This is a genomic window from Paraburkholderia jirisanensis, assembly GCF_054782355.1.
Map to the genome: position 1 here is coordinate 73301 of NZ_BAAGSQ010000003.1, position 26597 is coordinate 99897.

Consider the following 26597-nt stretch of genomic DNA (forward strand, 5'->3'; position numbering starts at 1 on the left):
CCTAAGCGTCCGCCCGTTCCACCGGATGCGTAGCCAGCCACTCATTTTCCGGATCGTCGAACAACCGCGAGCGCGTCAAAAACCGCAACCCGGTCGGCCGCTCCAGCGAAAACATCCCGCCGTTACCCGGCACCACATCGATGATCAACTGCGTGTGCTGCCAGTACTCGAACTGCGATCCGCTCATATAGAACGGCACCCCCGCAATCACACCAAGCTTCACATCCGACGAACCCACCATGAATTCATTGGTCGGAAAGCACATCGGCGCGCTGCCGTCGCAGCACCCACCCGACTGGTGAAACAGTATCGACCCATGCTCGGCAGCCAGCTTTTGAATCAGCGTTACCGCCGCATCGGTTGCCACTACGCGTTCGACCGCCATCGCATAACCTCGCAAAAAAGGCGGACTGCATCGGCAGCCCGCCCAACAGGAGCACTACGCGTTAAAAGAAGCCAAGCGGTTTGTCGCTATAGCTGACGAGCAGGTTCTTTGTCTGCTGATAGTGATCGAGCATCATCTTGTGCGTCTCGCGGCCGATCCCCGATTGCTTGTAGCCGCCGAACGCCGCATGCGCCGGATACGCGTGATAGCAGTTCGTCCATACACGTCCGGCCTGAATCTCGCGGCCGAAGCGATACGCGCGCGTGCCGTCGCGCGACCATACGCCGGCGCCCAGACCATACAGCGTGTCATTGGCGATCTGCAGTGCTTCGTCTTCGTTCTTGAAGGTCGTCACCGACACCACCGGCCCGAAGATTTCCTCCTGGAAGATGCGCATCTTGTTGTGGCCGCGAAATACCGTGGGCTTTACGTAATAGCCGTTGTTCAGCTCGCCCGACAGGCTGTTGCGTTCGCCGCCGATCAGGCATTGCGCGCCTTCCTGTTTGCCGAGGTCGATATACGACATGATCTTTTCGAACTGTTCCTGCGAGGCCTGCGCGCCGATCATCGTTTTCATGTCGAGCGGATGGCCCTGCACGATCGCGCCGACGCGTTTCACCGCGCGCTCCATGAACTTGTCGTAGATCTTTTCGTCGATCAGCACGCGTGACGGGCAGGTGCACACTTCACCCTGATTCAGCGCGAACATCGTGAAGCCTTCGAGTGCCTTGTCGAAGAAGCTGTCGTCGTGGTCCATCACGTCGGCGAAGAAGATGTTCGGGCTCTTGCCGCCCAGTTCCAGCGTGACCGGAATGATGTTCTGGCTGGCGTACTGCATGATCAGGCGGCCGGTGGTCGTCTCGCCGGTGAACGCGATCTTCGCGATGCGCTTGTTCGACGCGAGCGGCTTGCCCGCTTCGAGACCGAAGCCGTTGACCACGTTGATCACGCCCTTGGGCAGCAGGTCCTGAATCAGCTCCATCAGTACGAGGATGGATGCCGGCGTCTGCTCGGCCGGCTTCAGCACGACGCAATTGCCGGCGGCAAGCGCGGGCGCGAGCTTCCATACGGCCATCAGGATCGGGAAGTTCCACGGAATGATCTGACCGACCACGCCGAGCGGTTCGTGGAAGTGATAAGCCACCGTGTCTTCGTCGATCTGCGAGATCGAGCCTTCCTGCGCGCGCACGCAGCCGGCGAAATAGCGGAAATGGTCGATCGCGAGCGGAATATCGGCAGCCATCGATTCGCGTAGCGGCTTGCCGTTGTCGATGGTTTCGGCTGCCGCGAGGCGCGGCAGATTCGCTTCCATGCGGTCGGCGATCTTGTACAGGATGTTGGCGCGCTCGGCTACCGGTGTCTTGCCCCACGCGGTTTTGGCGCGATGCGCGGCGTCGAGCGCGAGTTCGATGTCCGCTTCGCGCGAGCGCGGAATCGATGTGAATGCTTCACCGGTGATCGGCGATATGTTGTCGAAGTACTCGCCGCCAGCAGGCGCTACCCATTCGCCGCCGATGAAATTCCCATACTGCTTTTTATACGGGTAATCGGTGGTCAGGAACTGCATGTCTGCATGGTTCATCTGTCTGCTCCTCACATGTGTCGGTTCGACTTGGGTCGGCGTCGTGCTGCATGTGCCGCGGCCCGGTTACGCCAGAAGCATGCCAAGCTGGGGCGCGGTGTTGATTGACGGTGCAGCGGGCACCGTCGCGATGCATGGGCGTTGCGCATCGGCGATGTGTCTTTTCACCGATGCGTGGAATGTGAACAGTGTCCCGGGCGCTGTTCATGAATTGAACAGCGCGAAGTTCGGTTCGCTATGCGTATGCGATAACGAATGTGTCCGGCGCTGAACGCTGCTGTTCAGCGCATTTTTTTGCAGATACAGTCGAGCCGTCTTCCATGCGCAACTTCGGATGGAACCTGCCCGTGACGACAACGCATCCCTCTCCGGCCGGCGCGATATGAATGCCGATCAGGCACAGAGCGGCCACTCCTGCTGCGTGCAGACGCGCATCGCACACGATGCCGACGAACAGGCGCGCAATCTGCACGGCTGGCGGCAAACCTACGACCAGTTGACCGCAGGCTGCTTCCTCGGCGAACTGACAGGCCTGCAGGTCGACGACATGCATGTGTTTCGCGAGTCGACCAGCCAGACGCTGCGGCAAACCTGCGAGGTGCAATCGGATGCTTACTGGTTCGGCATTCCGGTGCGGGGCGGCGCGACAGGCCGTATCGACGGCCACGTGATTCACGCCGACTCGTTCGCAGTGCGCCCCGGCGATATGGAATTCGAACTGTTGACGCCAGCCGGCTATGAAGTGTTCGGCGTGGTGGTGAGCGGCGATGTTTTGTGTCGTCACGCAAGCGGCATAGGGAGTAACGCCCTCGTTGAACAGCTGTCGAAATCCGCAGTGGTACCGATCGACGCCACCAGCAAGGCGCAGCTCTGCACGCTGCTCGCACATATCTTTGCGGAGGGCGGCAGTGCCTCGCTGAATGCACAGGCGCGGCATAACCTGCGGGCGTCGGTGCTCGGCAGTTTGCTGAGCGCATGCGTGCCCGCAGCGGGCGAATCGGCATCGACGGTGCCGTTGCGGCCGCGCCGGCGCTCAATCGTTGCGCAGGCGCGTGACTACGTGCTGGCGAACCGCGATCGTGCGGTCAATGTGCCAGAGTTATGCGAACACCTGCATGTGAGCCGCCGCACGCTTCAATACTGCTTTGAAGACGTGCTCGGCATCGCGCCGGCCAGTTATCTGCGCGTGATTCGCCTGAACGGCGTGCGGCGCGACCTATGCGATATGTCGGGCGGCGGTGTGCAGTCGGTGCAGGACATCGCCGCCGCGTGGGGCTTCTGGCATCTGAGCCAGTTCGCGACCGACTATCGCAAACTATTTGGCGTCCGCCCTTCGGATACACTGAAGGCCGCCCGAGCCGCGCTCGGCGATATTGCGCGTGCTCACTGACGCGGGCGTGCGGTTAACCTGAGCTGTTTCGCACCGGCATCCGCCGCGTTCCCACCGGCGCGCCGCGCGCTTCCGTTAAAATCCCCCCAACGTCAAACCGATCGCCAGCCGCAGCAGCAAGATGCTCGTGCGCGCTGCGGCGTGAGATCGGGCAGGCCGGACCTACACCGAGGCGATACCCGCATCGCCGCCTGGCCTGCATACAGCGGCTCGCTACCCGCCCCCAATCATTCAAGGAATCAACGTGTTTACCTGCCGAAACCAGTCCTGCGGCGCGCAGTGGGCGCAATCCGACGTCGTGATCAAGAACGAAGGACAAGGGCTGCTGTTCCGCTGCCCGATGTGCGGCGCGCGCAATTACATGGAACGCTTCGACGCCGACGACGGCACCATCGTCTACGAGCAGATCGAAGGCCGTCCCTACAACTAAGCCGTACTCGCCGGAAATTCGCAGATGAACAGCCCCACCGCTGCCGCACCCTTCAGCACGCTGCCGCTTTCAGAGGCCGTGCTGGCCAACCTCACCCAGCTCGGCTACGTCGAGATGACGCCGATCCAGGCCGCCAGCCTGCCGATCGCGCTGGCCGGCCACGACCTGATCGCGCAGGCGAAAACCGGCAGCGGCAAGACCGCGGCGTTTTCGCTGGCGCTGCTGGCGAAACTCGACACGCGTCAGTTCGACGTGCAGGCCATGGTGCTGTGCCCGACCCGCGAACTCGCCGACCAGGTTGCGCAGGAAGTGCGCCGCCTCGCCCGCGCGGAGGAAAACGTGAAGGTGCTGACGCTGTGCGGCGGCACGCCGATGCGTCCGCAGGCGGCCAGCCTCGAGCACGGCGCGCATATCGTCGTCGGCACGCCGGGACGCATCATGGATCACCTCGAACGCGGCACGCTGCAACTTGGGGCGCTCAAGACGCTGGTGCTCGACGAAGCGGATCGCATGCTCGACATGGGCTTCTTCGACGACATCGTGACGGTGGCAAGCCAATGTCCGAAAGAACGGCAGACGCTGCTGTTCTCGGCAACCTACCCGGACGGCATCGCGAAGCTGAGCCAGCAGTTCCTGCGCAACCCGCAGCAGGTGAAGCTCGAGGAGCGCCACGACAATACCAAGATCCGTCAGCGTTTTTACGAAGTGACCGAAGACGAACGCCTGCATGCGGTGGGCTTGTTGCTCGACCACTATCGCCCGGTCAGTACGCTGGCGTTCTGCAACACCAAGCAGCAATGCCGCGATCTGCTCGACGTATTGCGCGCGCAGGGCTTTCACGCGCTGGCGCTGCACGGCGAGCTAGAGCAGCGTGAACGCGATCAGGTGCTGATCCAGTTTGCGAACCGCAGCTGTTCGGTGCTGGTGGCCACGGACGTCGCGGCGCGCGGGCTCGATATCGCGCAGCTTGAAGCGGTGATCAACGTAGACGTGACGCCGGACCCGGAAGTGCATGTGCACCGGATCGGCCGCACCGGACGCGCGGATCAGGACGGCTGGGCGCTGAGCCTCGCCAGCATGAACGAAATGGGTCGCGTCGGCAGCCTGGAGAAGGTCCAGGGGCGTGAGGTCGAATGGCATCCGCTGGCCGAGCTCAAATCGAGCAGCAGCGAACACCTGCTGCCGCCGATGGAAACGCTGCAGATCCTCGGTGGCCGCAAGGAGAAGATCCGTCCCGGCGACGTACTCGGCGCGCTGACCAAAGACGCGGGTTACAGCGCAACGCAGATCGGCAAGATCAACGTGACCGAGTTTTCGACATATGTGGCGGTGGAGCGGGGCATTGCGCGCGACGCGCTGCGCAAGCTCTCCGCCGGCAAGGTGAAGGGCAAGAAGGTCAAAGTCCGGTTGATGGACGAATAACGCGCGGGTCATATGCTCAATGCACTGCATCACTTTGGCTCATGGGTTCGGGATAAACCCTGGGTAGGCGTGCACTGCTTGTAGCCTTGTAGACACAAGGAACTACGAAACCTGCGGCATGCGTCGCGTTATTACAAAAGCGCATGCGCCGCATGACAAACTTTCGATTGTAGTGGGCCGCCGGTTGATGCCTAATCGCTAGACCGGCGACGACGGCGCGCGTGCACGCATGCACGGCGCGCACGCTCGCATGCCCGATGCAACTGGAGGAACCTCATGCAGAGCGCGATGCAAACCCGCTCGAAGCTGCCCGACGTCGGCACGACGATCTTCACCGTGATCGGCCAGCTGGCTGCCGAACACAAGGCTTTGAACCTGTCGCAAGGTGCGCCGAACTTCATGCCGGACGCGCAGCTGATCGACGATGTCGCACGCGCAATGCGTGAAGGGCACAACCAGTACGCGCCGATGGCCGGCATCGGCGCGCTGCGCGAAGCGCTCGCGCACAAGATCGAGACGCTGTACGGCGCGCGTTATGACGCGGCATCGGAAGTGACGGTGGTCGCCAGCGCGAGCGAGGGCCTGTATTCGGCGATCAGCGCGCTGGTCCACGCAGGCGACGAGGTGATCTACTTCGAACCGTCGTTCGACAGCTACGCGCCGATCGTGCGTCTGCAAGGCGCGACGCCGGTGCCGATCAAACTGTCGCCGCAAGGCTTTCGCGTGAACTGGGACGAAGTCGCCGCAGCGATTACGCCGAAGACGCGGATGATCATCGTCAACACACCGCATAACCCCACCGCGACCGTATTCGCCGACCACGACATCGAGCGGCTGAAGGCCGTCACGCGCAACACCGACATCGTGATCCTGTCCGACGAGGTGTATGAGCACGTGGTGTTCGACGGCGCGAAGCATCACAGCATGGCTTGCCATCAGGAACTGGCGGAGCGCAGCGTGATCGTGTCGTCGTTCGGCAAGTCGTATCACGTCACCGGATGGCGAGTCGGCTATTGCCTCGCGCCCGCCGCGCTGATGGATGAAATCCGCAAGGTGCATCAGTTCATGATGTTTTCCGCGGATACGCCGATGCAATACGCGTTCGCTGCCGCGCTGGCGCAGCCGCAAAGCTATCTCGGTCTGTCAGCGTTCTATCAGGCCAAGCGCGATCTGCTTGCCGACGCGCTGCGCGAATCGCGCTTCGAGTTGTTGCCGAGCGAAGGCAGCTTTTTCATGCTCGCGCGTTTTCGCGGCTTCTCTGAAGAATCGGACAGCGATTTCGTGCTGCGTCTGATTCGCGATGCGCAGGTGGCGACGATTCCGTTGTCGGCGTTCTATACCGATGCCACCGACCTGGGCGTGATTCGCCTGAGCTTTTCCAAGGACGACGCGACGCTGCTGGAAGGCGCCCGCCGTTTGTGCGCGATCTGACGAGCGCAGGACAAGGACACCACACGATGAATACGCCGATGCCCCAGCCGCTGATCGCCGCCGCCGTGCAAATGAGCAGTACGGCCGACGTCGAGCAGAATCTTGGCGAAGCGCGCCGTTGGGTTGAGGAGGCCGCGCGCACTGGCGCAACGTTGATCAGCCTGCCTGAGTACTTCTGCTGGATCGGCGACGAAGAAACGGAACGTGTCGCGCTGGCCGAAGCCTTCGGCGATGGCCCGATTCAGCAAGCGCTGGCGCAGCTCGCGCGCGATACGGGCACATGGCTGATCGGCGGCACGGTGCCGATCAGGCCGTCGCAGGGGCCGCAGGTGGGCACGCACGCGTACAACACGTCACTGCTGTTTGATCCGAGCGGCCAGTGCACCGCGCGCTACGACAAGGTCCATCTGTTCAGCTTCAATCAGGGCGCCGAACAGCACGCTGAAGGCGACACGATGGTTGGCGGCGATAGCGTCGGCACCGCGCACGGTCCGTTCGGCACGCTGCGTCTGTCGGTCTGCTACGACTTGCGCTTTCCGGAGCTGTATCGTGCGGGGCCTGCGGCGGACGTCATCGCAGTGCCTGCCGCCTTTACGCACACCACCGGCCTCGCCCATTGGGAATTGCTGCTGCGCGCCCGCGCCGTCGAGAACCAGGCGTTTGTGCTCGCGTCCGGACAGTGCGGTACGCATTCGAACGGATGGCGCACTTTTGGTCACAGTATGATCATCGGGCCTTGGGGTGAAGTACTCGCGCGGCACGACGAAGGCCCGGGCCTCGCCGTCGCGACGCTCGACCCGGCGCTGCTTCAGGAAACGCGTGGCCGCCTGCCCGTGCTGACGCATCGGCGTATCGCGACGCCCGCAACGGTAGCGCCGCAGCAAGTTGCATCGACAACAAAGGCAACGCCGGACTAGACGCACCGGCGGCCGCTCTCAAGTCATACACCTATAAACAGGGTTCGGAGATCAACATCATGAAACTGCTGAAGACATTGCTGCTGCTCGTCTGTGCGTGCGCATCGGCGTCCGTGCTTGCCGCGGATGCAACCACGCTGCGTTATGGTCTCGAGGCGCAATATCCGCCGTTCGAATCGAAGGGCGCCAACGGCGAATTGCAGGGCTTCGACATCGACGTCGGCAACGCGGTCTGCAAGACCGCGAAGCTCAAGTGCAGCTGGGTCGAAACGTCGTTCGATGGGCTGATTCCCGCGCTGCAGGGCCGCAAATTCGATGCGATCAACTCGGCGATGAACGCAACCGAGAAACGCCGCGAGGCCATCGATTTCACCAATGTGATCTATCGCGTGCCGACCCAGTTGATCGCGCTTAAAGACAGCGGCCTGCTGCCGACCGCTGAATCGCTGAAGGGCAAGCGCGTCGGCGTATTGCAGGGCTCGATTCAGGAGACGTTTGCAAAAGCGCATTGGGAAAACGCTGGTGTAAACGTCGTGTCGTATCAGGACCAGAATCAGGTGTACGCGGATCTGGTCGCGGGCCGCCTCGACGGGACATTGGTGCTGGCGCCGGCCGGCCTGACCGGCTTTCTGTCACGCCATGAAGGCAAGAAGTTCAGTTTCGTCGGCGAGCCGGTGCGCGACGACAAGATCCTCGGCAGCGGTATCGCGTTCGGCATCCGCAAAGGCGATACTGCGATGCGCGACCAGTTGAACGCGGCGATCGTCAAGATTCAGGGCGATGGCACGGTCAAGGCGCTGGCGAAGCGGTATTTCGGCGATATCGACGTTTCGGCGAAATAAGGCAGTTCACGGCCGCGCCGGGTCTTGCGCCGGGACCGCGTTGTCTGGTTTGATCTGGTCTAGCCGGTTGCCCCAGCGGCAGACGGTATGGCCTCGGGCGCGAGCGGCAGGCGCGCCCGAAACACTCTTTTCCACCCGCCGCGGGCTGGAATAAAGCGGTCGAAGCTGCTGTTTGCGCCATTAAGAGGCTACTTTTACCGACGCAAACCGACCCGATGGCTCGCACCGACCTTCCCACCGACCCGCCGCTTACCGAAGCGGACATTCAGGCATTTGCCGACGGGTCGCTTTCGCCTGAGCGCGCCGCCCGGGTGCAGCGCTATCTCGGCGACATGCCGGGGGAGGCGAACCGGATTGCGTTCTATCGTCGGTTGAATGGGCAGATTCAACGCGCGTTCGAAGATGCGCCCGCGGTGGCGGCCGACGACGCGCGCTTTGCCGCAGCCGAGCCGAAGCATGGCCCGCGCGCGTGGTTGCGGCGCGCAACTGGCGTGCTGCGCAACAGCGTCGCACAGCGCATCGTGCTGCTGGCTCTTGTGGTCGGCGGCTGGGCCTTCGCAACCGTGGTGCCCGACGAAACGCTGAACTCCGCCGCAGTGATGAGCTACGCGGAAGACGCCGATTCTGCGGCGCTGCAACAGGCTGCCGCCGCTGCCGCACCGTCATCGCAGATCGATCCGTTTTCGACGGAATTCGCGCAGCTGGGCTGGAAGCTGACGGCCGTCAAGCCGCGCCGGCTCACGCTGCTGTCGCGCGCGACCGAATTCGACTACCGCAACGCGCAAGGCCAGCCGGTCGTGCTGCTGATGACCCGCGCGCCATTTGCGCCCGAGCGGCCGCACTGGATGGGCCACCGGGTCGGCGAACTGCGCCTGCTGACGTGGACCACCGGCGGCAAGCGCTACGTGCTGGCCGGCCGCGCCGATACGCACGGAATGATGAAGGCTGCCGACGCCGCAACCTTTCACTAAGCTGTGCTTCAGCACATATGCATGGCGCCGCACGTATGCGTCATGCAAAAATATCGCCCGGCTGCTGGAATAGAATCCAAAAAAAGTTGTTCGCTGCTGTAGATACCGTCGTGCGCCGTGTCGGGTGCGCGGCTCGCGTTACCTGACGAGTACAGGAAATGGACATCCGTGACGAACTGATGGAACACGTCCCGCGACTGCGCCGCTATGCGCGAGCGCTGGTCAACAATCGGGACTTGTCCGACGATCTGGTGCAGGACACGCTCGAACGTGCGCTGTCTCGCACCGAGAAATTCAAGGCTGGCAGCGATCTGCGTGCGTGGCTTTTCACGATCATGCACAACGTGTTTATCAATCAGGTGCGCAAGGCGTCGAGCAAGGCGGTGCATGTGTCGGTGGACGACGAAAGCATCGTCGAAACCGAATTCGCGGTGCAGGCCGCGCACACGCAATCGCTCGAAGTGCGCGACCTTGACTATGCGTTGCAGCGCTTGCCTGCCGAACAGCGCGAAGTGGTGCTGCTGGTTGGTCTGGAGGAGATGAGTTACACGGAGGTAGCACTCGCGCTGGAGATTCCGGTGGGGACCGTGATGTCGCGGCTGTCGCGCGGCCGCGAACGGCTCAGGGCATTGATGGCGGGTGCGCAGCCCGGCGCGAAATTACAGGTGGTGCGATGAACGATCAACCGGTTTCGGTCAACGAAGAAGATCTCCACGCGTATGTGGACGGCGCGCTATCCGAAGAACGCCGCGCACAGGTGGAGCAGGCGCTCGAACAGAATCCCGCGCTCGCCGCGAAGGTGAGCGACTACTTTTCGCTCAACAGCATGTTCCACGAGCGTTACGACCGCGTGCTGAACGAGCCGGTGCCGGCGCGTTTGCGGCCGCGCAAGGAACGCAACTGGCGCGACGCGATGAACTGGCCGCAGTTCGCCGGCATGGCGGCGGCGCTGGTGCTGGGCGTCGGCATCGGTGTGGGAACGAATATGGGCCGCGGCGTGCCGGATTCCGGCGTGGGGATGGCGAGCACGACGCAGTCGGATACGCGGCCGGTGAGCGCCGACAGCACGGAAATGTTCGCGCGGCGCGTGGCGATTGCGCACGTCGTGTATATGCCGCAGGTGGGCCGTCCGGCCGAGATGGGGCAAGGGCATGAAGAGGATTTCGTGCGCTTCCTGTCGAACAAGCTCGGCACCGACGTGCATCCGCCGATGCTGACGAAAAGCGGCTTCCAGCTCGACGGCGGGCGCATGTTGCCGGGCAAGGACGGGCCGATGGCGCAGTTCATGTACCGCAATGCCGACGGCGAGCGTCTGACGCTGGTGATTTCGCATCGCAAGGCCAGTTCGAATACGACGGCGTTCAAGCTGTATCAGGACGGCCCGGTGAATGTGTTTTATTGGGTGGATGGCAATTTCGGCTATGCGGTATCGGCCGGGATCGACCGGAACGTGATGCTGCAGATTGCGCACGACGTGTATGCGCAGTTGACGAGTGCGACAGCAGGTTGAGGGGCGGTAAATGGCGTGGCTCGCGCCGGCGTGCGGTTGGTTGGCCGAATGGTTTGCTGAATGTGATGCGCCAAGATGGGTAGCCGGTTGGCTTTGGCCAACCGGCTTTTTATTTTGAATAATTGTCTTTAAAGAAAACTGTCGGCTTTTTATAAAGTTGACTCGCGGTTCAATAATGGAGCGCCGGAAAAATAAATTATTCCGCGCTACACTCCGCTTCCCTAACTTCATTTATCGAACTGCATTGATCAATGCGGTTCTTGTCGAGCGATCATGGAAACCAGCGCACATCAGCAAAGTTCTCTTCAAGGCCGTCGCGTCGTCGTGGCGGGCGGAACGTCCGGCATCGGCTTTGCCGTTGCCGAGGCAGCCGCGCGTGCCGGCGCGGAAGTGACGATCGCGTCGAGCAACGCACAGCGCGTGCATGCGGCGCTCGAACAACTGCCTGCCGGTACGCGCGGCGAGGCGATCGATTTCACCAATGAAGCGAGCGTCAAGGCATTCTTCGACAAGGTCGGTGCGTTCGATCATCTGGCTTATACGGCGGGCGAGTCGCTGTTTCTGCAGACGGTCGCCGAGATGAGCATCGAGGAAGCGCGCAAGACCTTCGACGTACGCTACTGGGGCGCGGTTACGGCGGTCAAGTATGCGGCGCCGCATCTGCGTGCCGGCGGATCGATCACGTTGACGAGCGGTGTGGCGTCGACGCGGCCGCTGCCGACGTGGGTGGTGCCGTCCAGCATTCTTGGTGCGATGGAAGCGCTGACGCGGGCACTGGCTGTGGAGCTCGCGCCGCTGCGCGTGAACGCGGTTGCGCCTGGCGTGCTGCGCACCAACCTGTGGAGCAATATGACCGAGGAAGATCGCAATGGCCTGTACGAGTTCATCGCGGGCAAGATGCCGGTGCAGCGCGTGGGTGAGGCTAGCGATGTGGCGCAGACTTTCCTGTATCTGATGCAGCAGGGGTTCAGCACGGGGCAGGTGATTGTGGTTGATGGGGGGCATGTGCTGGTTTAATTGGCCAGTCACATGCGTGGGTTCGCTCGGGGCTGCGCGAAGCGCGGCCCGGGCGAGTCCTTACATCGAGTATCAGCGTGTCAGCTTGCCCGTGCGACCGCCGGCGTGCGCACCACACCGGCGATGATGACCGCACCCACCACAAGCAACGCAGCGATCAGATACAAGCCATTGTTCAGATTGCCCGTCGCAGTCTTGATCCAGCCCAGCATGAACGGGCTGAAGAAGCCCCCCGTCAGACCGATGCAGTTGATCAGCGCAATGCCGCCCGGCGCGGCTTGCGGTGCGAGCGTCGCCATCGGTACGGCAAGCAGGATCGGCATCGCGGCGAACACTGCGACGGTCGCGATACTGAGCGCGAGTAGCGTCAGCGCCAGATTGTGAGCGGCGAACGACAGCAGCATCAGCGCAGCCGCACCCGCAACACAGCAGGCCACAGCATGCCAGCGACGCTCCATCGAGCGGTCCGAACTGCGCGACAGCACGACCATGCCGATCGCACCCGCGCCGTACGGCACGATGGCCCATAGTCCGATGGTCGATGCCTTCGCGATGCCGGCTTCGCGCAGCATCATCGGCATCCAGAACGAAACCGCGTAAATGCCGCAGACGATCGTGAACCACGCAAGCGAGATTGCGTAGACCTTCGGGTCGCGCAGCGCGTCGCGAAAGCCGTGGTGCTTGCGATCGCGTCCGATCGATACCTGGCTTGCGAGAAAATCCTGGTTCTGCCGCGTCAGCCAGCGTGCGGTGTGCGGGCCGTCAGGAAGGATTGCGAGCGCGAGCACGCCGATCAGGATTGTCGGCAAGCCTTCGAGCAGAAACAGCCACTGCCAGCCGCGCAGGCCCAGAACGCCGTTCATTCCATCGAGAATCAGGCCCGACAATGGGGAGCCGAACAGGCCGGCAATCGTGCTGCCGCTCAGGAACAGCGCGGTCATCTGCGCGAGCCGTTCGCGCGGATACCAGAACGTCAGGTACAACATCACGCCCGGCGCGAAGCCCGCCTCGAAGATACCCAGCAAGATACGCATCGCGTAGAAGCTGCCCGCACTGTGCACGAACATCATGCAGCACGACACGATGCCCCAGCAGATCATGATGCGGGCGATCGTCAGGCGTGCACCGATCTTCTGCATCAGCAGATTGCTCGGCACCTCGCAGACGAAGTAGCTCGCGAAGAATACGCCCGCACCCAGCCCGTAGATTGCGTCGGTGAAGCCAAGATCGGTTTTCATCTGCAGCGCGGCGAAGCCGATGTTGATCCGGTCCAGATACGCGAATACGTAACCGAGAAACAGCAGCGGCAGCAGGCGCCAGCCGACGCGGCGATAGAGGTTCGCGCGGTCGTCGGCGAGCGCGTCGGTGATGGCGGGCTGGTTGGTGCTGGGCATGCGTGTCTCCAAGGTCGGTGAGGCTTGTTTTTGTTTTTTGGTGCGGCGTTTGACGATGCTAGTGGGTGTCTAGTGGTGACGTTTCCCGCTTCGCCCCGCAACGTACTCGTCCCGCAGCGAGACCGGCACTCCGCCGCGCGTGACGATCACCTCATCCGGGAAGTCCTGCACGATCTCGACCTTCGCTGCCTGCAAGCGGTCGAGCAGTTCGTCGAGCCGCGCAAGCGCCGCATCGGCGATATCGTGCAGAACCGCGACCGTCCAGTCCTGTTGCGCGACATCGTCGAGGCAGCGTTCAACCCAATGCGCCTGATCGTCCCAATCGTGCGGCACGCTGTTCCACAGCACACAGGTTTGCTGGTGCGCGAGAAGGTAAGCGACGGCCTGTTCGCTAAACAGATGTTCACCGATCAGGCCGAGATTGCCGTACGGGCGGAACAGCTTTTCCGCGTGGCTATGCGTGCCGATCAGTTGCTGCGGCTTGCCGATCTCGCGTTCGACGTAGCCCGGTTCGTTGCTTTCGCCGAGTGCGACGGAGTGCGTCAGCGTATGCGTGCCGATCCAGTGGCCGGAGGCAGCGATATCGTCGAGTAGCGACAGCGCGCGGGGCTCGGACAGATTGCCGCCGATCACGAAGAACGTCGCTTTCACGCCGCGCCGCCGCAGGATTTCAAGGATCGGTTCGGTGATGCCAGGCGTGGGACCGTTGTCGAATGTCAGAGTGATCTTCTTCATGGCGAGTTGGAATGGAACCGCTGATGATCACGGATTGGCGGCCACGAGACGCAGCACGATGGTTCATCGCAATGCGCTCCGGCCGCCCGCACAGAATCTGAAGGCGCGGCGCTCAGCTTGCCTTCACGCGATGGTGCTGCGCGCCGAGACCGGTGATCGACATATCGATCACGTCGCCGTCTTTCAGATAGCGCGGCGGCTTCATGCCGAGGCCGACACCGGCGGGCGTGCCGGTGATGATCAGATCGCCGGGGCGCAGCGTCATGAACTGGCTGACGTAGCTGACGATGTGATTGACCGGGAAAATCATGTTCTCGGTGTTGCCCAGCTGACGCTGCTCGCCGTTGACCTTGAGGCTCAGTTCGAGTGTGCCCGGGCGGCTGATCTCGTCGGCGGTGACGAACCATGGTCCGACCGGCGCGAATGTGTCGAAGCTTTTGCCCTTGCCCCACTGACCGCCCTTCTGCAGTTGCCAGTCGCGCTCGGAGACGTCGTTCACCATGCAATAGCCGGCGATGCTGGCCCACGCCTGTTGATGATCGACATGCAATGTGACACTACCGATCACGATGCCGAGTTCGACTTCCCAGTCCGTACTTTGCGAGCCGTGCGGCAACACGATGTCGTCGTTGGGGCCGCATACCGATGACGTCGACTTGCTGAATACGACTGGCTCGGTGGGGATCGGCAAGTTGGACTCGATCGCGTGGTCGCGGTAGTTGAGGCCGATTGCGACGATTTCGCGGATTGCGCCGAGCGGCGCGCCGAGGCGAGGCGAACCTTCAACTGCGGGGAGTCTGGTTGCGTCGAGCGCGGTGAGGAAGCGCAGGCCTTCAGGCGATAGCACCGTAGCGTCGATATCTTTGACGATCGGACTGAGCGCGCGCAGCGTGCCGGTTGCATCAAGCAGGCCGGGCAGTTCGGCGCCTTGCGGACCATATCGCAGAAGCTTCATTATCGCGTTCCTTTCATATAGAATTGCTTGGAAAATATATATTTTTGCAAAGTGTATACGCCTATGCGAGTTGTGTTCGCCAGGGTTTTTCCCAAGTTCACCGGTCAATGCCATGTCGCCTGCTGCCGCTAACTCTCTGTATCCAATGAAGACGCAGGCCAGTGCGCTGGTCGAGCAACTGCGCCGCGACATCGTCGCCGGCGTGTTTGAGCCAGGATCGAAATTGAAGATCTCGGAGCTGGCCGTGCGCTATGAGGCGGGCGTCATTCCGATGCGCGAAGCGCTTGCGCGGTTATCGAGCTCAGGGCTCGTGGTGGCGGAAGATCAGCGCGGGTTTCGTGTTGCGCCGATTTCGGTGGAGGAGTTGCAGGATCTTGCATCGCTGCGCAGGACGCTGGAGACGCGCGCGTTAAAGGAGTCGCTCGAGCATGGCGATGTGGAGTGGGAAGCCCGGCTGATTGCCGCGCACCATCGGTTGAGCCGGCTCGCGCCGCGCGGCGAAAGCGGGCAGCTTGGGTTTGCGGAAGATTGGGACGCGGCGCACGTGGAGTTTCATGTTGCGCTGCTTGGGGCTTGCCGTTCGCGTTGGTTGATGCAGTTCGTGCGCACGCTGGGAGAGCAGATGAACCGGTATCGGCATCTGTCTACGAAGGTGGATGTGCAGGGTACGCGCGATGTAACGGCCGAACACGCCGCGTTACTCGATGCGGCGCTGACGCGCGATGTCGAACTCGCTAGCCGGTTGCTGTGCGAGCATTTTTCGCGCACCGAAGAGGATGCGAGGCGCGCGCTGGAGGGTTGATGCGTTATTGGTTGCCGCAGGCAGTATCGCCTTCCTGGCAATGCAGTTGGCTATCCAGCAACTTGGTTTGTGCCTGGGTGAGATCGTCGACGCAGCTTGTCTGAACCATCTCGTGAATCGTGCCGTCACGCGATCCCGATGTATTGAAATCGCATTGCGCGTCGCGCCACGTAATCCACGCGCGTTGCGCTTTTTGCAGCCTGGTCTTGCCGTCCTTGCTGACCTTGGCTAGCAGCGCGCGGTAGGTCTGATTCAGCTTCGCATCGGATGCCTTCAGGCTGTTGGCCGCGCATTGGTTCATCGCTGCCTCGGTGGTCGCGTTCGAGCAGTCGGGTTGAGCGGCCAGCGCCGACGTGCTGGCGATCAGCATGGCCGCGGCATACAGGATTGGAGCGCGCATCGAGTGTCCTCTTTCGGGGTAAGCGGGTTTGTAATGGGACTGTGAAAGTTACCCGCTTTTGCACCGTGGGAGGGATGTCTCAGGTGAATTTGAGGCTGTGCGTTTCGTGGCTTGCCCGTTTGCGATTCAAATGACCTTCCGCACCTCGGGATTGATCAATCGCCCAAACCAGCTGGCCGCTCGCGCCCGCTGAATGGCATCGGCATCGGGGATAGCAAAGCGCCGGCCGCTTGCTCGTTCGAGTCTCAGCAATTCGTACCATCCCACAAAACCGCGCGCTGCAAACCCGAAGATAAATGGCGGCGCAATCAGTGCGCATGCCAGACCAATTGCCAATTGGGCGTTCATTTTGCCGAAGTAGGCATTGGCAAGCGTGACGAGCAAGGCGCCGCCGCCGATCGCCAGCGCTGCCATCCCGGCTCGCATAGGCGTCTTGCTCTTGATGGTCCAATGCACTTCGTTGTTCGCAACCGTGACGCGCAAACTGCTTTTCGTTGTCTGGAATTCTTTCCATGCGATGCGGCGTTCGAGATGGAACGTAATGGCAAGCACCGCCACCGCATACAGCACGTAGACCGCAAGCCACAGCACGTCACTACCCGGCGTCGCCAAACGTCGGCCCAGTCCGGCGGCAATCAACGAAAACATCGAGATGACATCCACGATCAGGATCAGTAGATATCCACCGAGACAGAATAAATGCGAACGGCTAAACCATGCGGTACGAACCGCCCAGAAAAGGACGAACGCGAGCGCAATCAGCACTGGAATACCGGACATCGGAAACGCGATGGTGGCGATGCCGCCGATCATCGCGCTGATCGCCAGCAAGATGAACGGCAACCTGAAATACCCGACGCGCTGTGCAGGCGTGATCATCGACGGTATCCAATCCAGTGATCGACATGGTCGCCGATCCATGTATCTACGCCAAATATCGTAACGACCACGGCGGCACCGGCTCCAAGAATGAGTGCAGCAGGTATCACGATAGGAGCGGAAAGCCCCAGGGCAACGCCGGTGGCCGTCACGCCGAGTCCTGTCAGCCATGCGGCTGCATTACCGGGCTGATGATGCGCCTCGAGACTCACCCATTGGCTGAAGCTGTGCGAGTCGATTCCGTCGAGCGCCATCTGCGGGCCGAAGGCCAGGGCTGCGCCCACTTTCGCGCTGCTCAATATGCCGCCGATGCGAGTCGCGCCGTAGCCGCTCACGCTAATCGCATTGCGCGATTGCAATGCATCTTGTGCCAGTGCCCGATACGCTGGAATGCGGATCACGTCTTCGGCAGTTTGCCCGCGCAGGATGAATGCCTTGGCGGTTTCGCCTTTCGGAATTTCAAAGACAAACTTACCCTCTACTTTCGTAATCTTGATCGCATTGCCGAGTTTCTTTTGGGCGGACTTGATGCCTTGATTTCCTCCCTTGTTTGCCCATTGCAGCAATTGCTTTTGTACATTCGGAGGTAGGTCGAGCAGATCTGAAACGGGCTTCGCTTGCGCAAGCGAATGAAGCGATGCGGCACCGGCGGCTACCGTGCCCGGCAAACTCGACGGAGAGACCGTCGCGCCGAGAAACTCCTTGAAGCCCGGAATCTTCAGCGCCTGCTCGTATACCTGGTCGATCTCCGATTTCTGCGCCGTGCCTGGCGACTGGCGCAACGTCTTGAGCGCGTCGCCAAGCCATAGCATCTGCTGTGCGCGCTGCTGCGGGTCAAGGCTCGAATCGGTGGTGAGTTGCTGGACCAGATAGCGCGATGCCGTCAGGTTGTCCGTCGCGTAAATGCCGCCAAGCGGCACATTGACGATATTCACGTTGCGCCTGAATGACGAAAAGCCCGGACCAGGCAATTGTCCGGGGCCAAGCAGACCTGGCGTTGGGCCAAGTCCGTATGGGTCTTCGGCGGTGCAAGGGTGAAAAGCCCGATCGCTCATGTCGCTGCCTCTCTTTCTGATGGCCGCGCCAATATAATCTGCCGGCAGAATTCAGGCTAGTGAAACAGGACGAGAAGAAATTATTGCGCATGAAACCGGCAATACGGTTTGAGAGCGAACGCTAATGCGGCGATCCAATTGGCAAAACAGTGAGGGTGGCGGTCGGGGACGCTCGGGCGTGGGATTTGGGTCGCGCTCGCACCGAGGCCGCGCGGCTCCTCTCACCGCTCAACTCGGACAGCCTTGTGCTCGACGGCAAGGTGGAGGGAACTGGGGGGGGCGAACGATCCTGCTAACGCCATATCTGGTGACCGTGTTGATGAACCTGAAGCAGCTGAACGAGACACCGCCGGATCGTCGGGAGCTCGCTCGTTTGAAGGAGCGTGGGGGGGCGCCATACGAATGGTTTTTTTCCAGCAAGACGTCGGCGGAGGGCAAGATTGCCGAGCCGCGTATCGCGCATAACAAGGCGCTGGCCGCCGCCTGCCTGCCTCACGTTACACTGCATGGCCTTCGACGCTGTCCGGGTGGGTCGAGGTTCCGGTTGGGGGCGTCGCGCAGATTCAGGGGCATAAGCCATCCGCCATCGCTGAGAAACACTATCGCCGCCGCCCGCTTGACCTGTTGCGCCTCTTGCATGACCGGATCGAGGCCTGGGTGCGGGAACAGGCAGGGATTCCATTTACGTCACCGTCGGCCGCTGCCGGCGCGGAAGGTTTCTGAGGATGGACACGGATACCGCAAACAAGAAGGTCATCATCATTGCCGGTCCCAATGGGGCTGGAAAGACAACGTTCGCCAGGTCGTTCCTGCCTGCCGAGGCACAGCTTCCCCGTTTCGTGAACGCAGACCTGATCGCAGCCGGGCTTGCCCCGTTTGCGCCGGAAACCGCGGCGATCAAGGCGGCACGGCTGATGCTGGAAGAAATAGCGCAGTACGCGGGACTCGGCGAGAGTTTCGCGTTTGAAACCACCCTGTCAGGCTTGGCATATCTCCGGCACGTCCGGCTATGGCGAGCGCAGGGCTACCGTGTTAGCCTGTTTTTCCTGAGCCTCCCTGACGCGGAAACCGCTATTGCGCGCGTTGCCGAGCGGGTACGCCAAGGCGGCCACGATATTCCCGAGCTGGTCATCCGTCGGCGGTTTGCTGCCGGCCTGAAGAATTTCGAGCAGCATTACCGTCACGCGGTGGACGACTGGGCACTGTTCGATAATTCCGGCAATGCGCCCATCATGCTGGAGTGGGGAGAGAACTGATGAAGCAGCATGACCTATCCAAGGCCAGGAACCCGGATTTGCGCGCATCGCTTGCCGCCATGCAACGTGCGGCCGAACTCGCGCGTCGTACTGCCGTGCAGACCGACACGGCTATCGTCGTGGTGCAGAACGGCAAGCTGGTGCGTATCTCGGCCGAGCAATTGCGCAGCGGGCAATCGACGTAAATTGCATTTTTTTCGTGAGAGGTACTGCTGCCTGCCAACGGCACCCTCGCTTATTCTTGCCCTTCCTCATCGCGCATAGCCTTGCGCACGCTGTCCCGGCACACCTCGCGCGATCCTTTCCGATCCAGTCACCATGTTTCGAGCGCTTTCATGATGGAGCGGATTGGTTGCCGCTGTTCATCGGTGACATTGTCGGCAAGCCGGCTTCCACGCAGGTCGACTTCATCCCATTACAGATTGTCGAATATGCCGCGCAGTCGATCGCGATAGATGAAAGAGCTTGAGGCGGAGAACGCGCGACTGCGCATGATGTACGTCGAAGAGAAGATCAAGGCCGAGATTCGCGCGGAGGCGCTGGCAAAAAAAGATTGCGGCCATCTACGTGCCGCGAGATGGCCAGAGACGCGGTAGCACGCCGGGGCATATCGATCCGCCTTGCGTGCGAGGCATTTGGGATCAGCCAGGCGTGCTACCGCTATGAGCGGCTGCGCAATGAAGAGAATGAGCAGATCGCCGACTGGCTGCTGAAGCTGACCGACAATCACCGCAACTGGTAGATGGCCAATCTTGATTTCGCACGTCCAAATGGATTGGCATGGATTTGTGCCGACCGAATTCGGTTACATGGCGGTTACACGAAACCCAGAAAGCAAAAAGCCCAGTCACGAGGACTGGGCTAAGTGCTTGATATCTTTGGTGGGGCGTGAGTGACTCGAACACTCGACCTACGGATTAAGAGTCCGCTGCTCTACCAACTGAGCTAACGCCCCAATAGAAGCGAGATTATGCAGCATTTTCGGGTGTTTGCAAAGCCTTTGTCGCTGTCTCGTCAAAAAATTCTGTTGCAGGCCGCCGCCATGCCCGCCGTAAGCAGGCCGAGCCCCCAGAAAGGCGTTCTCTAAAGCGTCCCGGTATGATGTCCGACGTTGCGCTGCAACCCGTCGCGCGGCCCGGACAAGGACAGAAGATGGACGAAAGCGCCGTTCACGATTTGCTCGACCGCGTGCTCGCGCCGTGGGTGCGGGCGCTGGGCCTGACCTCGGTGAAGGTCGAAGACGAAACCGCCACGCTGCGCCTGCCGTTCTCGGGCGACGTGCGTCACAGCGGCGGTGTGATCTGCGGTCAGGTCTTCATGGCTGCGGCCGATACCGCGATGATCGTCGCGATTTCATCGGCGCTCGGTGGGTTCAAGCCGATGACCACCGTCTCGCTGAACATCAACTTCATGCGCGCGGTCCGTAAAGGCGACGTGCTCGTCACTGCGCGCGTGCTGAGGCTCGGCCGCAATCTGGTATTCGGCGAAGTCGAACTGCACGATGAAGAGGGCAAAATGGCCGTGCACGCGACGACCACTTACGCGCTCACCGAGTAAACCCCGCGACTGACAACCGGCATAACCGACACCTACCGATGTTCGATCAAGTCGTATTCGCCGGAGGCGGCAACCGCTGCTGGTGGCAGGCAGGCTTCTGGGATATCGTCCAGCCGCATCTCGACCTTCGTCCGCGCGTCATCACGGGGATTTCCGCGGGCGCCGCGACCGCATGCATGCTGTACACACGCGATGCCGACTGGGTCATGCGCTATTACGAAAACGCGCTGCGTCACAACACGAAGAACGCGTACTGGGGCAATCTGCTGCGCGCCGAGTCGGTGTTTCCTCACTACCGCATCTATCGGCAGGCGCTGCTCGACATCTATGGCGACAAGTTCGACTCGCTCGCGCACGCGCCGGAGATCCGCATCGGCATCTCGCATCTGCCGCGCTGGCTCGGCGCGCGCAGCGGAGTGGCCGCGGGTCTGATCGCGTACAACATCGAGAAGTACGTCCGCAAAACGCTGCACCCGACACTCGGCCAGACGCTCGGCTTTCATCCCGAATTCGTGCGCGCACAGGATTGCGCGACCGTCGACGAGCTCGCCGACCTGATCCTGCAATCGTCCTGCACGCCGCCGTTCACACCGGTTTTGCGGCGCAATGGCCGGCCCGTGCTTGACGGCGGGATGGTGGACAACGTGCCGGTCGGCGCGCTCGATGCAACGCCCGGCGATGTGCTGGTGATGGTCACGCGCCTCTATCCGCGTCCGCAGATGTTCGTCGTGCCGCATGGCAACCAGCGGCGCGTGTATGTGCAACCGTCGCGCAAGGTGCCGATCTCGAGTTGGGATTACACGAGCCCTTCACAGATGCAGCACGCGTATAACCTCGGCCGCGTGGATGGCGAGCAATTCCTGCAACGGCTGCCCGAGATATTCGCAGCAGCCGCGCACAATTAACTCTTGCGCCGCACCAGTTGCAACGCTTCCGGATTCGCGACACTCGATGTGTCGCCTTGATCGAACGCCAGAATGTTCTTGAAGGCCGCGCTGAAGTACAGCTCATAGCTTTCGCGTTCGACGTACCCGATGTGCGGCAAGCAGATCACGTTCTCCATGCGCAGCAAGCTATAGCCTTGCAGGATCGGCTCGCTCTCGTACACGTCGATCGCCACCATCCCCGGCCGGTTGTGCGCGAGCGCGCCGATCAGCGCGTTATCTTCCAGCAGTTCCGAGCGGCTCGTATTGACGAGCAATGAAGTGGGCTTCATCCGCATCAGATCGTCCTGCTTGACGATGCCGCGCGTGTCTTCGTTCAGGCGTAGATGAAGTGTGAGTACGTCGCTCTGCTCGAAGAAGGCTTCGCGGCTTTCCGCGACGCCGCAACCGTCCGCTTTGGCTGCTTCAAGCGAATGCTCGCGGCCCCACACCAGCACCTTCATGCCGAACGCCTTGCCGTATCCTGCAATCAGCTTGCCGATCTTGCCGTAGCCCCAGATGCCGAGCGTTTGTCCGCGCAGCACCTGGCCCAGGCCGAAATTCGGCGGCAGTGCCGACGTTTTCAGGCCCGACTGCTGCCACGCGCCCTGCTTCAGATTCGCCACATATTGTGGAATGCGCCGCTGCGCCGCCATGATCAGCGCCCACGTCAATTCCGCAGGTGCGATCGGCGAGCCGACGCCTTCCAGTACCGCAATGCCGCGTTCGGTACATGCATCGAGATCGATATGGTTCGACACCTTGCCGGTCTGGCTGATCATGCGCAGATTCGGCAGCTTGTCCAGCAGTTGCGAATTGATGCGCGTGCGTTCGCGAATCAGCACGAGCGCGTCGGTCTCGGCGAGGCGGCTAGCCAGTTGGCCTAAGCCGCGCACCGTGTTGTTGAACACCTTGACATCGTGGTCGGCGAGCAGCTGAAAGCAATCGAGTTTGCGGACGGCGTCCTGGTAATCGTCGAGGATGGCAATCTTCATGGCGTATGTGTTTTGCGACGCACCATCGAGGTGCGGAACGTAAACCGGTGCTTGCTTGTCCCATCGTGTGCTGTAGGGAACACGCCGGGCTTGATAGATGCTTTACCGTACAGACTGCCGCCATTGCCGGACCGCGCACAACACGGCTCGCTACAAGGCGCATACGACGGAAAACACAACTGACCTCGTTTTTAACAGTTTGTTGCATGTCCGCGCAAGCCGCTTTACATACCGTTTCACGGGTAGAGACGCTGCGCGCAACAAGCTGATCGGCCTTCGCGACCAGCATCATCGCTCGCCGCGGGTCTGGCGCGATTGCGTCACCCCGCCGTTGCAACGTCGCCTGGGCTTGTACCGTTTTCAATTACATTTCTAAAACGGAGACAGCTCGATGAATCATCCTGCCCTGGAAGCAGCCCAGATCAACGTCAGTGCGCCTGGCTGGGTCAAACACCGGAAACTGATCGACTGGGTGCAACGCATCGCTGCGGTGACCAAGCCGGAGCGCATCGAATGGTGCGACGGCTCGCAGCAGGAGTACGACAGGCTGTGCGCGCAAATGGTCGAGGCCGGCATGTTGCGCAAGCTCAATCCGGCGAAACGCCCGAACTCTTATCTTGCGTGGTCCGATCCGTCGGATGTCGCGCGTGTCGAAGATCGTACCTTCATCTGTTCGAAGCGTCGCGAAGATGCGGGGCCGACCAATAACTGGATCGAGCCGTCGGAAATGCGCGGCACGCTCGATGGTCTGTTCGATGGTGCAATGCGCGGCCGCACGATGTACGTGGTGCCGTTTTCGATGGGGCCGCTTGGCTCGCCGATCGCGCACATCGGTGTCGAGTTGAGCGATAGCCCGTACGTGGTGACCAATATGCGCATCATGACGCGCATGGGTCGCAAGGTGTACGACGTGCTTGGCGAAGACGGCGCGTTCGTGCCCTGTGTGCATTCGGTCGGCGCACCGCTCGAAGCGGGCGCGAAGGATGTCCCTTGGCCGTGCAACGACACCAAGTACATCGTTCACTTCCCCGAAGTGCGTGAGATCTGGAGCTATGGCTCGGGTTACGGCGGCAATGCGTTGCTCGGCAAGAAATGTTTCGCGTTGCGTATCGCATCGACGATGGGGCGCGACGAGGGCTGGCTCGCCGAACACATGCTGATTCTCGGCGTGACGTCGCCGCATGGGCGCAAGCATCACGTCGCCGCGGCGTTTCCGTCGGCGTGCGGCAAGACTAATTTCGCGATGCTGATTCCGCCCGAGGGTCTCAACGGCTGGAAGATTTCGACGATCGGCGACGACATCGCGTGGATCAAGCCGGGCAGCGATGGACGTCTGCATGCGATCAATCCGGAAGCCGGTTATTTCGGCGTCGCGCCGGGCACGAGCGAGAAGACGAATTCCAACGCGATGGCCACGCTGAAGGAGAACGTGATCTTCACGAACGTCGCGCTGACCGACGACGGCGATGTGTGGTGGGAGGGCATGACCGACAAGCCGCCGGCGCATCTGATCGACTGGCAGGGCAAGGACTGGACGCCGGCCATCGCGAAGGAATCCGGCCGCAAGGCGGCGCATCCTAACGCGCGATTTACGGCGCCCGCTTCGCAGTGTCCGTCGATCGACGCGGATTGGGAGAACCCAGCGGGCGTGCCGATCGATGCGTTTATCTTCGGCGGCCGCCGCTCGACGACGGTGCCGCTTGTCACCGAGGCGCGCGACTGGATCGAAGGGGTCTACATGGCCGCGACGATGGGCTCTGAAACCACTGCCGCAGCGGCCGGCCAGCAGGGCGTAGTACGCCGCGATCCGTTCGCGATGCTGCCGTTCTGCGGCTACAACATGAGCGACTACTTCGGCCACTGGCTGAAAACCGGCGCGAGTCTCGTACGGCTGCACACGCCGATGCCGAAGATCTTCTGCGTGAACTGGTTCCGCAAGGGTGCGGACGGTAAGTTCGTGTGGCCGGGCTTTGGCGAAAACATGCGCGTGCTGCAGTGGATGGTGGGCCGCATCGAGGGCTCGGCGGAGGGTGTCGAGCACGCGTTCGGCACGTCGCCGCGTTATGAGGACCTCGACTGGCGCGGTCTCGAATTTACCCGCGAGCAGTTCGATCAGGTCATTTCCGTCGACGATGCCGCGTGGCGCGACGAGCTGGCGTTGCACGCCGAGCTGTTCGACACGCTGCAACATGGGTTGCCGCCGGCGCTGAAAGAGACTCGAACCACTTTGGAAAGCAAACTCGCCGTCTGACGCACGCTCCTTTCCGGTGCACGCAAGCCGCCTGCGGGCGGCTTTTTCGTGTCTGTCGCGCGTCGATGCGAAGTGCATCTGTTGTCGTTAAGCTTTCGCTTACTGAAGCAACGGCTTTCGCTGTTCGAGTGTCCCAGTATGTGTAGCTGCAATGCAGCAAATTGTTTCTGTTTCAGGAACAATCACTATGCCTGCATTGTGCTTACGAATAAATTGGTGCGAATTTTCATTAAAAATGCTCGAGTTGGGGCAACTTCTGCACGTTTTCCCTAGTCGTAGGAGAATTCCAAATGTGCTTCCGGTACATGTCCCAGGAAGGAAGCGGCAACACAGCAGGAGTCGTCAATGGATCATTTGCAGTCGATGAGAGTATTCGTCAGAGTGGCGGATCTCGGTAGTTTCGCCCGCGCGGCTAGCGCGATGGATATTTCGAATGCAGTCGCCACCCGTCACGTCGCGGATCTCGAAGGCCGTCTAGGCACCCGGCTGCTCAATCGCACCACCCGCAGTCTGTCGCTGACCGAATCCGGTCAGGTCTATCTGGAACGCGCCCGTCAGATCCTCGATGAACTCGAAGACGTCGAGCAAATGGTGGTGGCGCGCAATCATGAGCCGGTTGGAACCTTGCGGATCGTCGCGCCGGTCGTGTTCGGGCTGCACAACCTCGCGCCGGTGCTGCAAACTTATGCGGAGCGGTATCCGAAGGTAATTCCGGACGTCACGCTGGTGGATCGCCAGGTCGACCTGGTTGAAGAAGGTTTCGATGTCGGCGTCGTGATCGCGCGGCATATGCGCAGTGCCAGCATCGTCACGCGTCGTTTGACCACCGGTTGCATGACTGTTTGCGCGACGCCGGCTTATCTGGAAAAGCACGGCACGCCGATCCGTCCGGAACAGCTGCTCGAGCATCCGTGCCTGTCGCTGCCGTCCGAATACTGGGGCGATGAGCGCGTCTTTACGGGCCCGGACGGCGAAGTGCGCGTGCGGCCGACCAACGTGATCATCGCGAACAACACCGAAATGCTGCGTCAGTTCGCGCTGCTCGGTATGGGCATCGCGATCCTGCCGAGCTATCTGATTGGCCGCGATACGACGCGCGGCAAGCTGGTGCGGCTACTCAGCGACTACCGGTTGCCGCAGGTCGAAATCAACATCGCTTATCCAAGCCGTCGGCATTTGCCGGCCAAGGTGCGCACGTTTATCGACCATCTGGTCGATCACTTCAGCCAGACGCCGAACAGCCTGCTCGGCGAGCAGTGGATCAAGGATGGGCTGGAGCCGCTGCCGTTGTCGTCGATGCATGACGCCGGCGCGACGCTGGTGCCGCCCGAAGCGTTTGATGGGGCGGAGCCGCTCGCGAGCTTGCTGCAAGGCGAGCGCGATCTGGGGCCGCAGCAACCGGCGGCCGTGCATCACCGCACGCGCGGTCCGCTGCCGTCGCGGATCGTTCGCTGAGGTTGAGGGTCTCTGTCGCCTAGTGCTTTTTGGTGTTTTATGG

General features: G+C 61.6%; 26 protein-coding genes, 1 tRNA gene and 2 pseudogenes. 19 read left to right on the forward strand and 10 right to left on the reverse strand.

Annotated features, from left to right (window positions below; all coding sequences use genetic code 11):
* Position 1: 1 nt before the first annotated feature.
* Both ACYVNQ_RS02385 and adh read right to left on the reverse strand, forming a co-directional pair.
* A complete protein-coding gene (locus ACYVNQ_RS02385) occupies positions 2-385 on the reverse strand; it encodes a DUF779 domain-containing protein (protein ID WP_460900576.1) in 384 nt (127 codons plus the stop codon).
* Between the two features lie 61 nt (positions 386-446).
* Positions 447-1967 carry an aldehyde dehydrogenase gene (adh, locus tag ACYVNQ_RS02390; RefSeq protein WP_460900578.1) on the reverse strand — a complete coding sequence of 507 codons (1521 nt, stop codon included), beginning with the start codon at positions 1965-1967 and terminating at the stop codon, positions 447-449.
* Positions 1968-2349: 382 nt separating this feature from the next.
* Between adh and ACYVNQ_RS02395 the strand changes: the two genes are divergently transcribed.
* From ACYVNQ_RS02395 to ACYVNQ_RS02440, 10 genes are all read left to right on the forward strand, one after another.
* A complete protein-coding gene (locus ACYVNQ_RS02395; RefSeq protein WP_460900638.1) occupies positions 2350-3357 on the forward strand; it encodes a helix-turn-helix domain-containing protein in 1008 nt (335 codons plus the stop codon).
* Between the two features lie 244 nt (positions 3358-3601).
* Positions 3602-3787: a hypothetical protein gene (locus ACYVNQ_RS02400; RefSeq protein ID WP_460900580.1), complete on the forward strand. Its 186-nt coding sequence runs from the start codon at positions 3602-3604 to the stop codon at positions 3785-3787.
* A gap of 24 nt (positions 3788-3811) precedes the next feature.
* Positions 3812-5209, forward strand: coding sequence for an ATP-dependent RNA helicase DbpA (gene dbpA, locus ACYVNQ_RS02405; protein ID WP_460900582.1), 1398 nt, complete (start codon positions 3812-3814; stop codon positions 5207-5209).
* Positions 5210-5485: 276 nt separating this feature from the next.
* Entirely contained in the window at positions 5486-6640 is a 1155-nt protein-coding gene (locus tag ACYVNQ_RS02410; protein ID WP_460900584.1) for a methionine aminotransferase, read from the forward strand.
* 26 nt (positions 6641-6666) lie between these two features.
* Positions 6667-7557: a carbon-nitrogen hydrolase family protein gene (locus tag ACYVNQ_RS02415; RefSeq protein ID WP_460900586.1), complete on the forward strand. Its 891-nt coding sequence runs from the start codon at positions 6667-6669 to the stop codon at positions 7555-7557.
* 59 nt (positions 7558-7616) lie between these two features.
* Entirely contained in the window at positions 7617-8399 is a 783-nt protein-coding gene (locus ACYVNQ_RS02420; RefSeq protein ID WP_460900588.1) for an ABC transporter substrate-binding protein, read from the forward strand.
* Positions 8400-8614: 215 nt separating this feature from the next.
* Entirely contained in the window at positions 8615-9370 is a 756-nt protein-coding gene (locus tag ACYVNQ_RS02425) for an anti-sigma factor family protein (RefSeq protein ID WP_460900590.1), read from the forward strand.
* A 158-nt stretch (positions 9371-9528) separates the two neighbouring features.
* Positions 9529-10047, forward strand: coding sequence for an RNA polymerase sigma factor (locus tag ACYVNQ_RS02430; RefSeq protein WP_460900592.1), 519 nt, complete (start codon positions 9529-9531; stop codon positions 10045-10047).
* The gene (locus ACYVNQ_RS02435) at positions 10044-10880 is read left to right on the forward strand and encodes an anti-sigma factor family protein (protein WP_460900594.1); all 837 of its coding nucleotides are present in this window, start codon (positions 10044-10046) and stop codon (positions 10878-10880) included. Before ACYVNQ_RS02430 ends, ACYVNQ_RS02435 begins: the two co-directional genes overlap by 4 nt.
* Positions 10881-11153: 273 nt before the next feature.
* Positions 11154-11897: an SDR family oxidoreductase gene (locus ACYVNQ_RS02440; RefSeq protein ID WP_460900596.1), complete on the forward strand. Its 744-nt coding sequence runs from the start codon at positions 11154-11156 to the stop codon at positions 11895-11897.
* Positions 11898-11977: 80 nt separating this feature from the next.
* Here the strand turns inward: ACYVNQ_RS02440 and ACYVNQ_RS02445 are convergent, their stop codons facing one another.
* From ACYVNQ_RS02445 to ACYVNQ_RS02455, 3 genes are all read right to left on the reverse strand, one after another.
* Positions 11978-13291 carry an MFS transporter gene (locus ACYVNQ_RS02445; protein WP_460900598.1) on the reverse strand — a complete coding sequence of 438 codons (1314 nt, stop codon included), beginning with the start codon at positions 13289-13291 and terminating at the stop codon, positions 11978-11980.
* 69 nt (positions 13292-13360) lie between these two features.
* Positions 13361-14026: a polysaccharide deacetylase family protein gene (locus ACYVNQ_RS02450; protein WP_460900600.1), complete on the reverse strand. Its 666-nt coding sequence runs from the start codon at positions 14024-14026 to the stop codon at positions 13361-13363.
* Between the two features lie 112 nt (positions 14027-14138).
* Positions 14139-14981, reverse strand: coding sequence for a fumarylacetoacetate hydrolase family protein (locus ACYVNQ_RS02455; protein WP_460900602.1), 843 nt, complete (start codon positions 14979-14981; stop codon positions 14139-14141).
* 112 nt (positions 14982-15093) lie between these two features.
* Here ACYVNQ_RS02455 and ACYVNQ_RS02460 point away from each other — a divergent pair, with 112 nt between their 5' ends.
* A complete protein-coding gene (locus ACYVNQ_RS02460) occupies positions 15094-15783 on the forward strand; it encodes a GntR family transcriptional regulator (RefSeq protein WP_460900604.1) in 690 nt (229 codons plus the stop codon).
* Between the two features lie 4 nt (positions 15784-15787).
* Here the strand turns inward: ACYVNQ_RS02460 and ACYVNQ_RS02465 are convergent, their stop codons facing one another.
* The 3 genes from ACYVNQ_RS02465 to ACYVNQ_RS02475 all read right to left on the reverse strand — a co-directional run bounded on the left by ACYVNQ_RS02465 (position 15788) and on the right by ACYVNQ_RS02475 (position 17997).
* Positions 15788-16183 carry a lysozyme inhibitor LprI family protein gene (locus ACYVNQ_RS02465; protein ID WP_460900606.1) on the reverse strand — a complete coding sequence of 132 codons (396 nt, stop codon included), beginning with the start codon at positions 16181-16183 and terminating at the stop codon, positions 15788-15790.
* 126 nt (positions 16184-16309) lie between these two features.
* Positions 16310-17062 carry a hypothetical protein gene (locus tag ACYVNQ_RS02470; RefSeq protein ID WP_460900608.1) on the reverse strand — a complete coding sequence of 251 codons (753 nt, stop codon included), beginning with the start codon at positions 17060-17062 and terminating at the stop codon, positions 16310-16312.
* The gene (locus ACYVNQ_RS02475) at positions 17059-17997 is read right to left on the reverse strand and encodes a hypothetical protein (protein ID WP_460900610.1); all 939 of its coding nucleotides are present in this window, start codon (positions 17995-17997) and stop codon (positions 17059-17061) included. Before ACYVNQ_RS02475 ends, ACYVNQ_RS02470 begins: the two co-directional genes overlap by 4 nt.
* Positions 17998-18356: 359 nt before the next feature.
* Here ACYVNQ_RS02475 and ACYVNQ_RS02480 point away from each other — a divergent pair.
* The 4 genes and pseudogenes from ACYVNQ_RS02480 to ACYVNQ_RS02495 all read left to right on the forward strand — a co-directional run.
* Positions 18357-18840, forward strand: a pseudogene (locus ACYVNQ_RS02480) (preprotein translocase); the annotation flags it as partial.
* A gap of 2 nt (positions 18841-18842) precedes the next feature.
* A complete protein-coding gene (locus ACYVNQ_RS02485) occupies positions 18843-19373 on the forward strand; it encodes a zeta toxin family protein (protein WP_460900612.1) in 531 nt (176 codons plus the stop codon).
* A complete protein-coding gene (locus ACYVNQ_RS02490; protein WP_460900614.1) occupies positions 19373-19558 on the forward strand; it encodes a hypothetical protein in 186 nt (61 codons plus the stop codon). The genes ACYVNQ_RS02485 and ACYVNQ_RS02490 overlap by 1 nt, the downstream gene beginning before the upstream one ends.
* A gap of 270 nt (positions 19559-19828) precedes the next feature.
* A pseudogene (locus ACYVNQ_RS02495) lies at positions 19829-20112 on the forward strand (IS3 family transposase); the annotation flags it as partial.
* A 140-nt stretch (positions 20113-20252) separates the two neighbouring features.
* Here the strand turns inward: ACYVNQ_RS02495 and ACYVNQ_RS02500 are convergent.
* Positions 20253-20328, reverse strand: a tRNA-Lys gene (locus ACYVNQ_RS02500).
* Positions 20329-20525: 197 nt separating this feature from the next.
* On the opposite strand from ACYVNQ_RS02500, the gene ACYVNQ_RS02505 reads away from it, so the two are divergent.
* Together ACYVNQ_RS02505 and ACYVNQ_RS02510 are read left to right on the forward strand one after the other, a co-directional pair.
* Entirely contained in the window at positions 20526-20930 is a 405-nt protein-coding gene (locus ACYVNQ_RS02505) for a PaaI family thioesterase (RefSeq protein ID WP_460900640.1), read from the forward strand.
* A 38-nt stretch (positions 20931-20968) separates the two neighbouring features.
* Positions 20969-21835, forward strand: a complete 867-nt coding sequence (locus ACYVNQ_RS02510; RefSeq protein WP_460900615.1) for a patatin-like phospholipase family protein — start codon at positions 20969-20971, stop codon at positions 21833-21835.
* Here the strand turns inward: ACYVNQ_RS02510 and ACYVNQ_RS02515 are convergent.
* Entirely contained in the window at positions 21832-22848 is a 1017-nt protein-coding gene (locus tag ACYVNQ_RS02515) for a D-2-hydroxyacid dehydrogenase family protein (RefSeq protein ID WP_460900617.1), read from the reverse strand. The genes ACYVNQ_RS02510 and ACYVNQ_RS02515 overlap by 4 nt on opposite strands.
* Before the next feature lie 391 nt (positions 22849-23239).
* Here ACYVNQ_RS02515 and ACYVNQ_RS02520 point away from each other — a divergent pair, with 391 nt between their 5' ends.
* Both ACYVNQ_RS02520 and ACYVNQ_RS02525 read left to right on the forward strand, forming a co-directional pair.
* On the forward strand, positions 23240-25099 hold the full coding sequence (locus tag ACYVNQ_RS02520) for a phosphoenolpyruvate carboxykinase (GTP) (RefSeq protein WP_460900619.1): 1860 nt from the start codon (positions 23240-23242) through the stop codon (positions 25097-25099).
* 345 nt (positions 25100-25444) lie between these two features.
* Entirely contained in the window at positions 25445-26554 is a 1110-nt protein-coding gene (locus ACYVNQ_RS02525) for a LysR family transcriptional regulator (protein ID WP_460900621.1), read from the forward strand.
* Positions 26555-26597 lie beyond the last annotated feature (43 nt).

Bases quoted from the DNA above. Each gene is read 5' to 3' on its own strand.
- ACYVNQ_RS02385 (WP_460900576.1), bottom strand. From the start codon at position 385: ATGGCGGTCGAACGCGTAGTGGCAACCGATGCGGCGGTAACGCTGATT.
- adh (WP_460900578.1), bottom strand. From the start codon at position 1,967: ATGAACCATGCAGACATGCAGTTCCTGACCACCGATTACCCGTATAAA.
- ACYVNQ_RS02395 (WP_460900638.1), top strand. From the start codon at position 2,350: ATGAATGCCGATCAGGCACAGAGCGGCCACTCCTGCTGCGTGCAGACG.
- dbpA (WP_460900582.1), top strand. From the start codon at position 3,812: ATGAACAGCCCCACCGCTGCCGCACCCTTCAGCACGCTGCCGCTTTCA.
- ACYVNQ_RS02410 (WP_460900584.1), top strand. From the start codon at position 5,486: ATGCAGAGCGCGATGCAAACCCGCTCGAAGCTGCCCGACGTCGGCACG.
- ACYVNQ_RS02415 (WP_460900586.1), top strand. From the start codon at position 6,667: ATGAATACGCCGATGCCCCAGCCGCTGATCGCCGCCGCCGTGCAAATG.
- ACYVNQ_RS02420 (WP_460900588.1), top strand. From the start codon at position 7,617: ATGAAACTGCTGAAGACATTGCTGCTGCTCGTCTGTGCGTGCGCATCG.
- ACYVNQ_RS02425 (WP_460900590.1), top strand. From the start codon at position 8,615: ATGGCTCGCACCGACCTTCCCACCGACCCGCCGCTTACCGAAGCGGAC.
- ACYVNQ_RS02430 (WP_460900592.1), top strand. From the start codon at position 9,529: ATGGACATCCGTGACGAACTGATGGAACACGTCCCGCGACTGCGCCGC.
- ACYVNQ_RS02435 (WP_460900594.1), top strand. From the start codon at position 10,044: ATGAACGATCAACCGGTTTCGGTCAACGAAGAAGATCTCCACGCGTAT.
- ACYVNQ_RS02440 (WP_460900596.1), top strand. From the start codon at position 11,154: ATGGAAACCAGCGCACATCAGCAAAGTTCTCTTCAAGGCCGTCGCGTC.
- ACYVNQ_RS02445 (WP_460900598.1), bottom strand. From the start codon at position 13,291: ATGCCCAGCACCAACCAGCCCGCCATCACCGACGCGCTCGCCGACGAC.
- ACYVNQ_RS02450 (WP_460900600.1), bottom strand. From the start codon at position 14,026: ATGAAGAAGATCACTCTGACATTCGACAACGGTCCCACGCCTGGCATC.
- ACYVNQ_RS02455 (WP_460900602.1), bottom strand. From the start codon at position 14,981: ATGAAGCTTCTGCGATATGGTCCGCAAGGCGCCGAACTGCCCGGCCTG.
- ACYVNQ_RS02460 (WP_460900604.1), top strand. From the start codon at position 15,094: ATGTCGCCTGCTGCCGCTAACTCTCTGTATCCAATGAAGACGCAGGCC.
- ACYVNQ_RS02465 (WP_460900606.1), bottom strand. From the start codon at position 16,183: ATGCGCGCTCCAATCCTGTATGCCGCGGCCATGCTGATCGCCAGCACG.
- ACYVNQ_RS02470 (WP_460900608.1), bottom strand. From the start codon at position 17,062: ATGATCACGCCTGCACAGCGCGTCGGGTATTTCAGGTTGCCGTTCATC.
- ACYVNQ_RS02485 (WP_460900612.1), top strand. From the start codon at position 18,843: ATGGACACGGATACCGCAAACAAGAAGGTCATCATCATTGCCGGTCCC.
- ACYVNQ_RS02490 (WP_460900614.1), top strand. From the start codon at position 19,373: ATGAAGCAGCATGACCTATCCAAGGCCAGGAACCCGGATTTGCGCGCA.
- ACYVNQ_RS02505 (WP_460900640.1), top strand. From the start codon at position 20,526: ATGGACGAAAGCGCCGTTCACGATTTGCTCGACCGCGTGCTCGCGCCG.
- ACYVNQ_RS02510 (WP_460900615.1), top strand. From the start codon at position 20,969: ATGTTCGATCAAGTCGTATTCGCCGGAGGCGGCAACCGCTGCTGGTGG.
- ACYVNQ_RS02515 (WP_460900617.1), bottom strand. From the start codon at position 22,848: ATGAAGATTGCCATCCTCGACGATTACCAGGACGCCGTCCGCAAACTC.
- ACYVNQ_RS02520 (WP_460900619.1), top strand. From the start codon at position 23,240: ATGAATCATCCTGCCCTGGAAGCAGCCCAGATCAACGTCAGTGCGCCT.
- ACYVNQ_RS02525 (WP_460900621.1), top strand. From the start codon at position 25,445: ATGGATCATTTGCAGTCGATGAGAGTATTCGTCAGAGTGGCGGATCTC.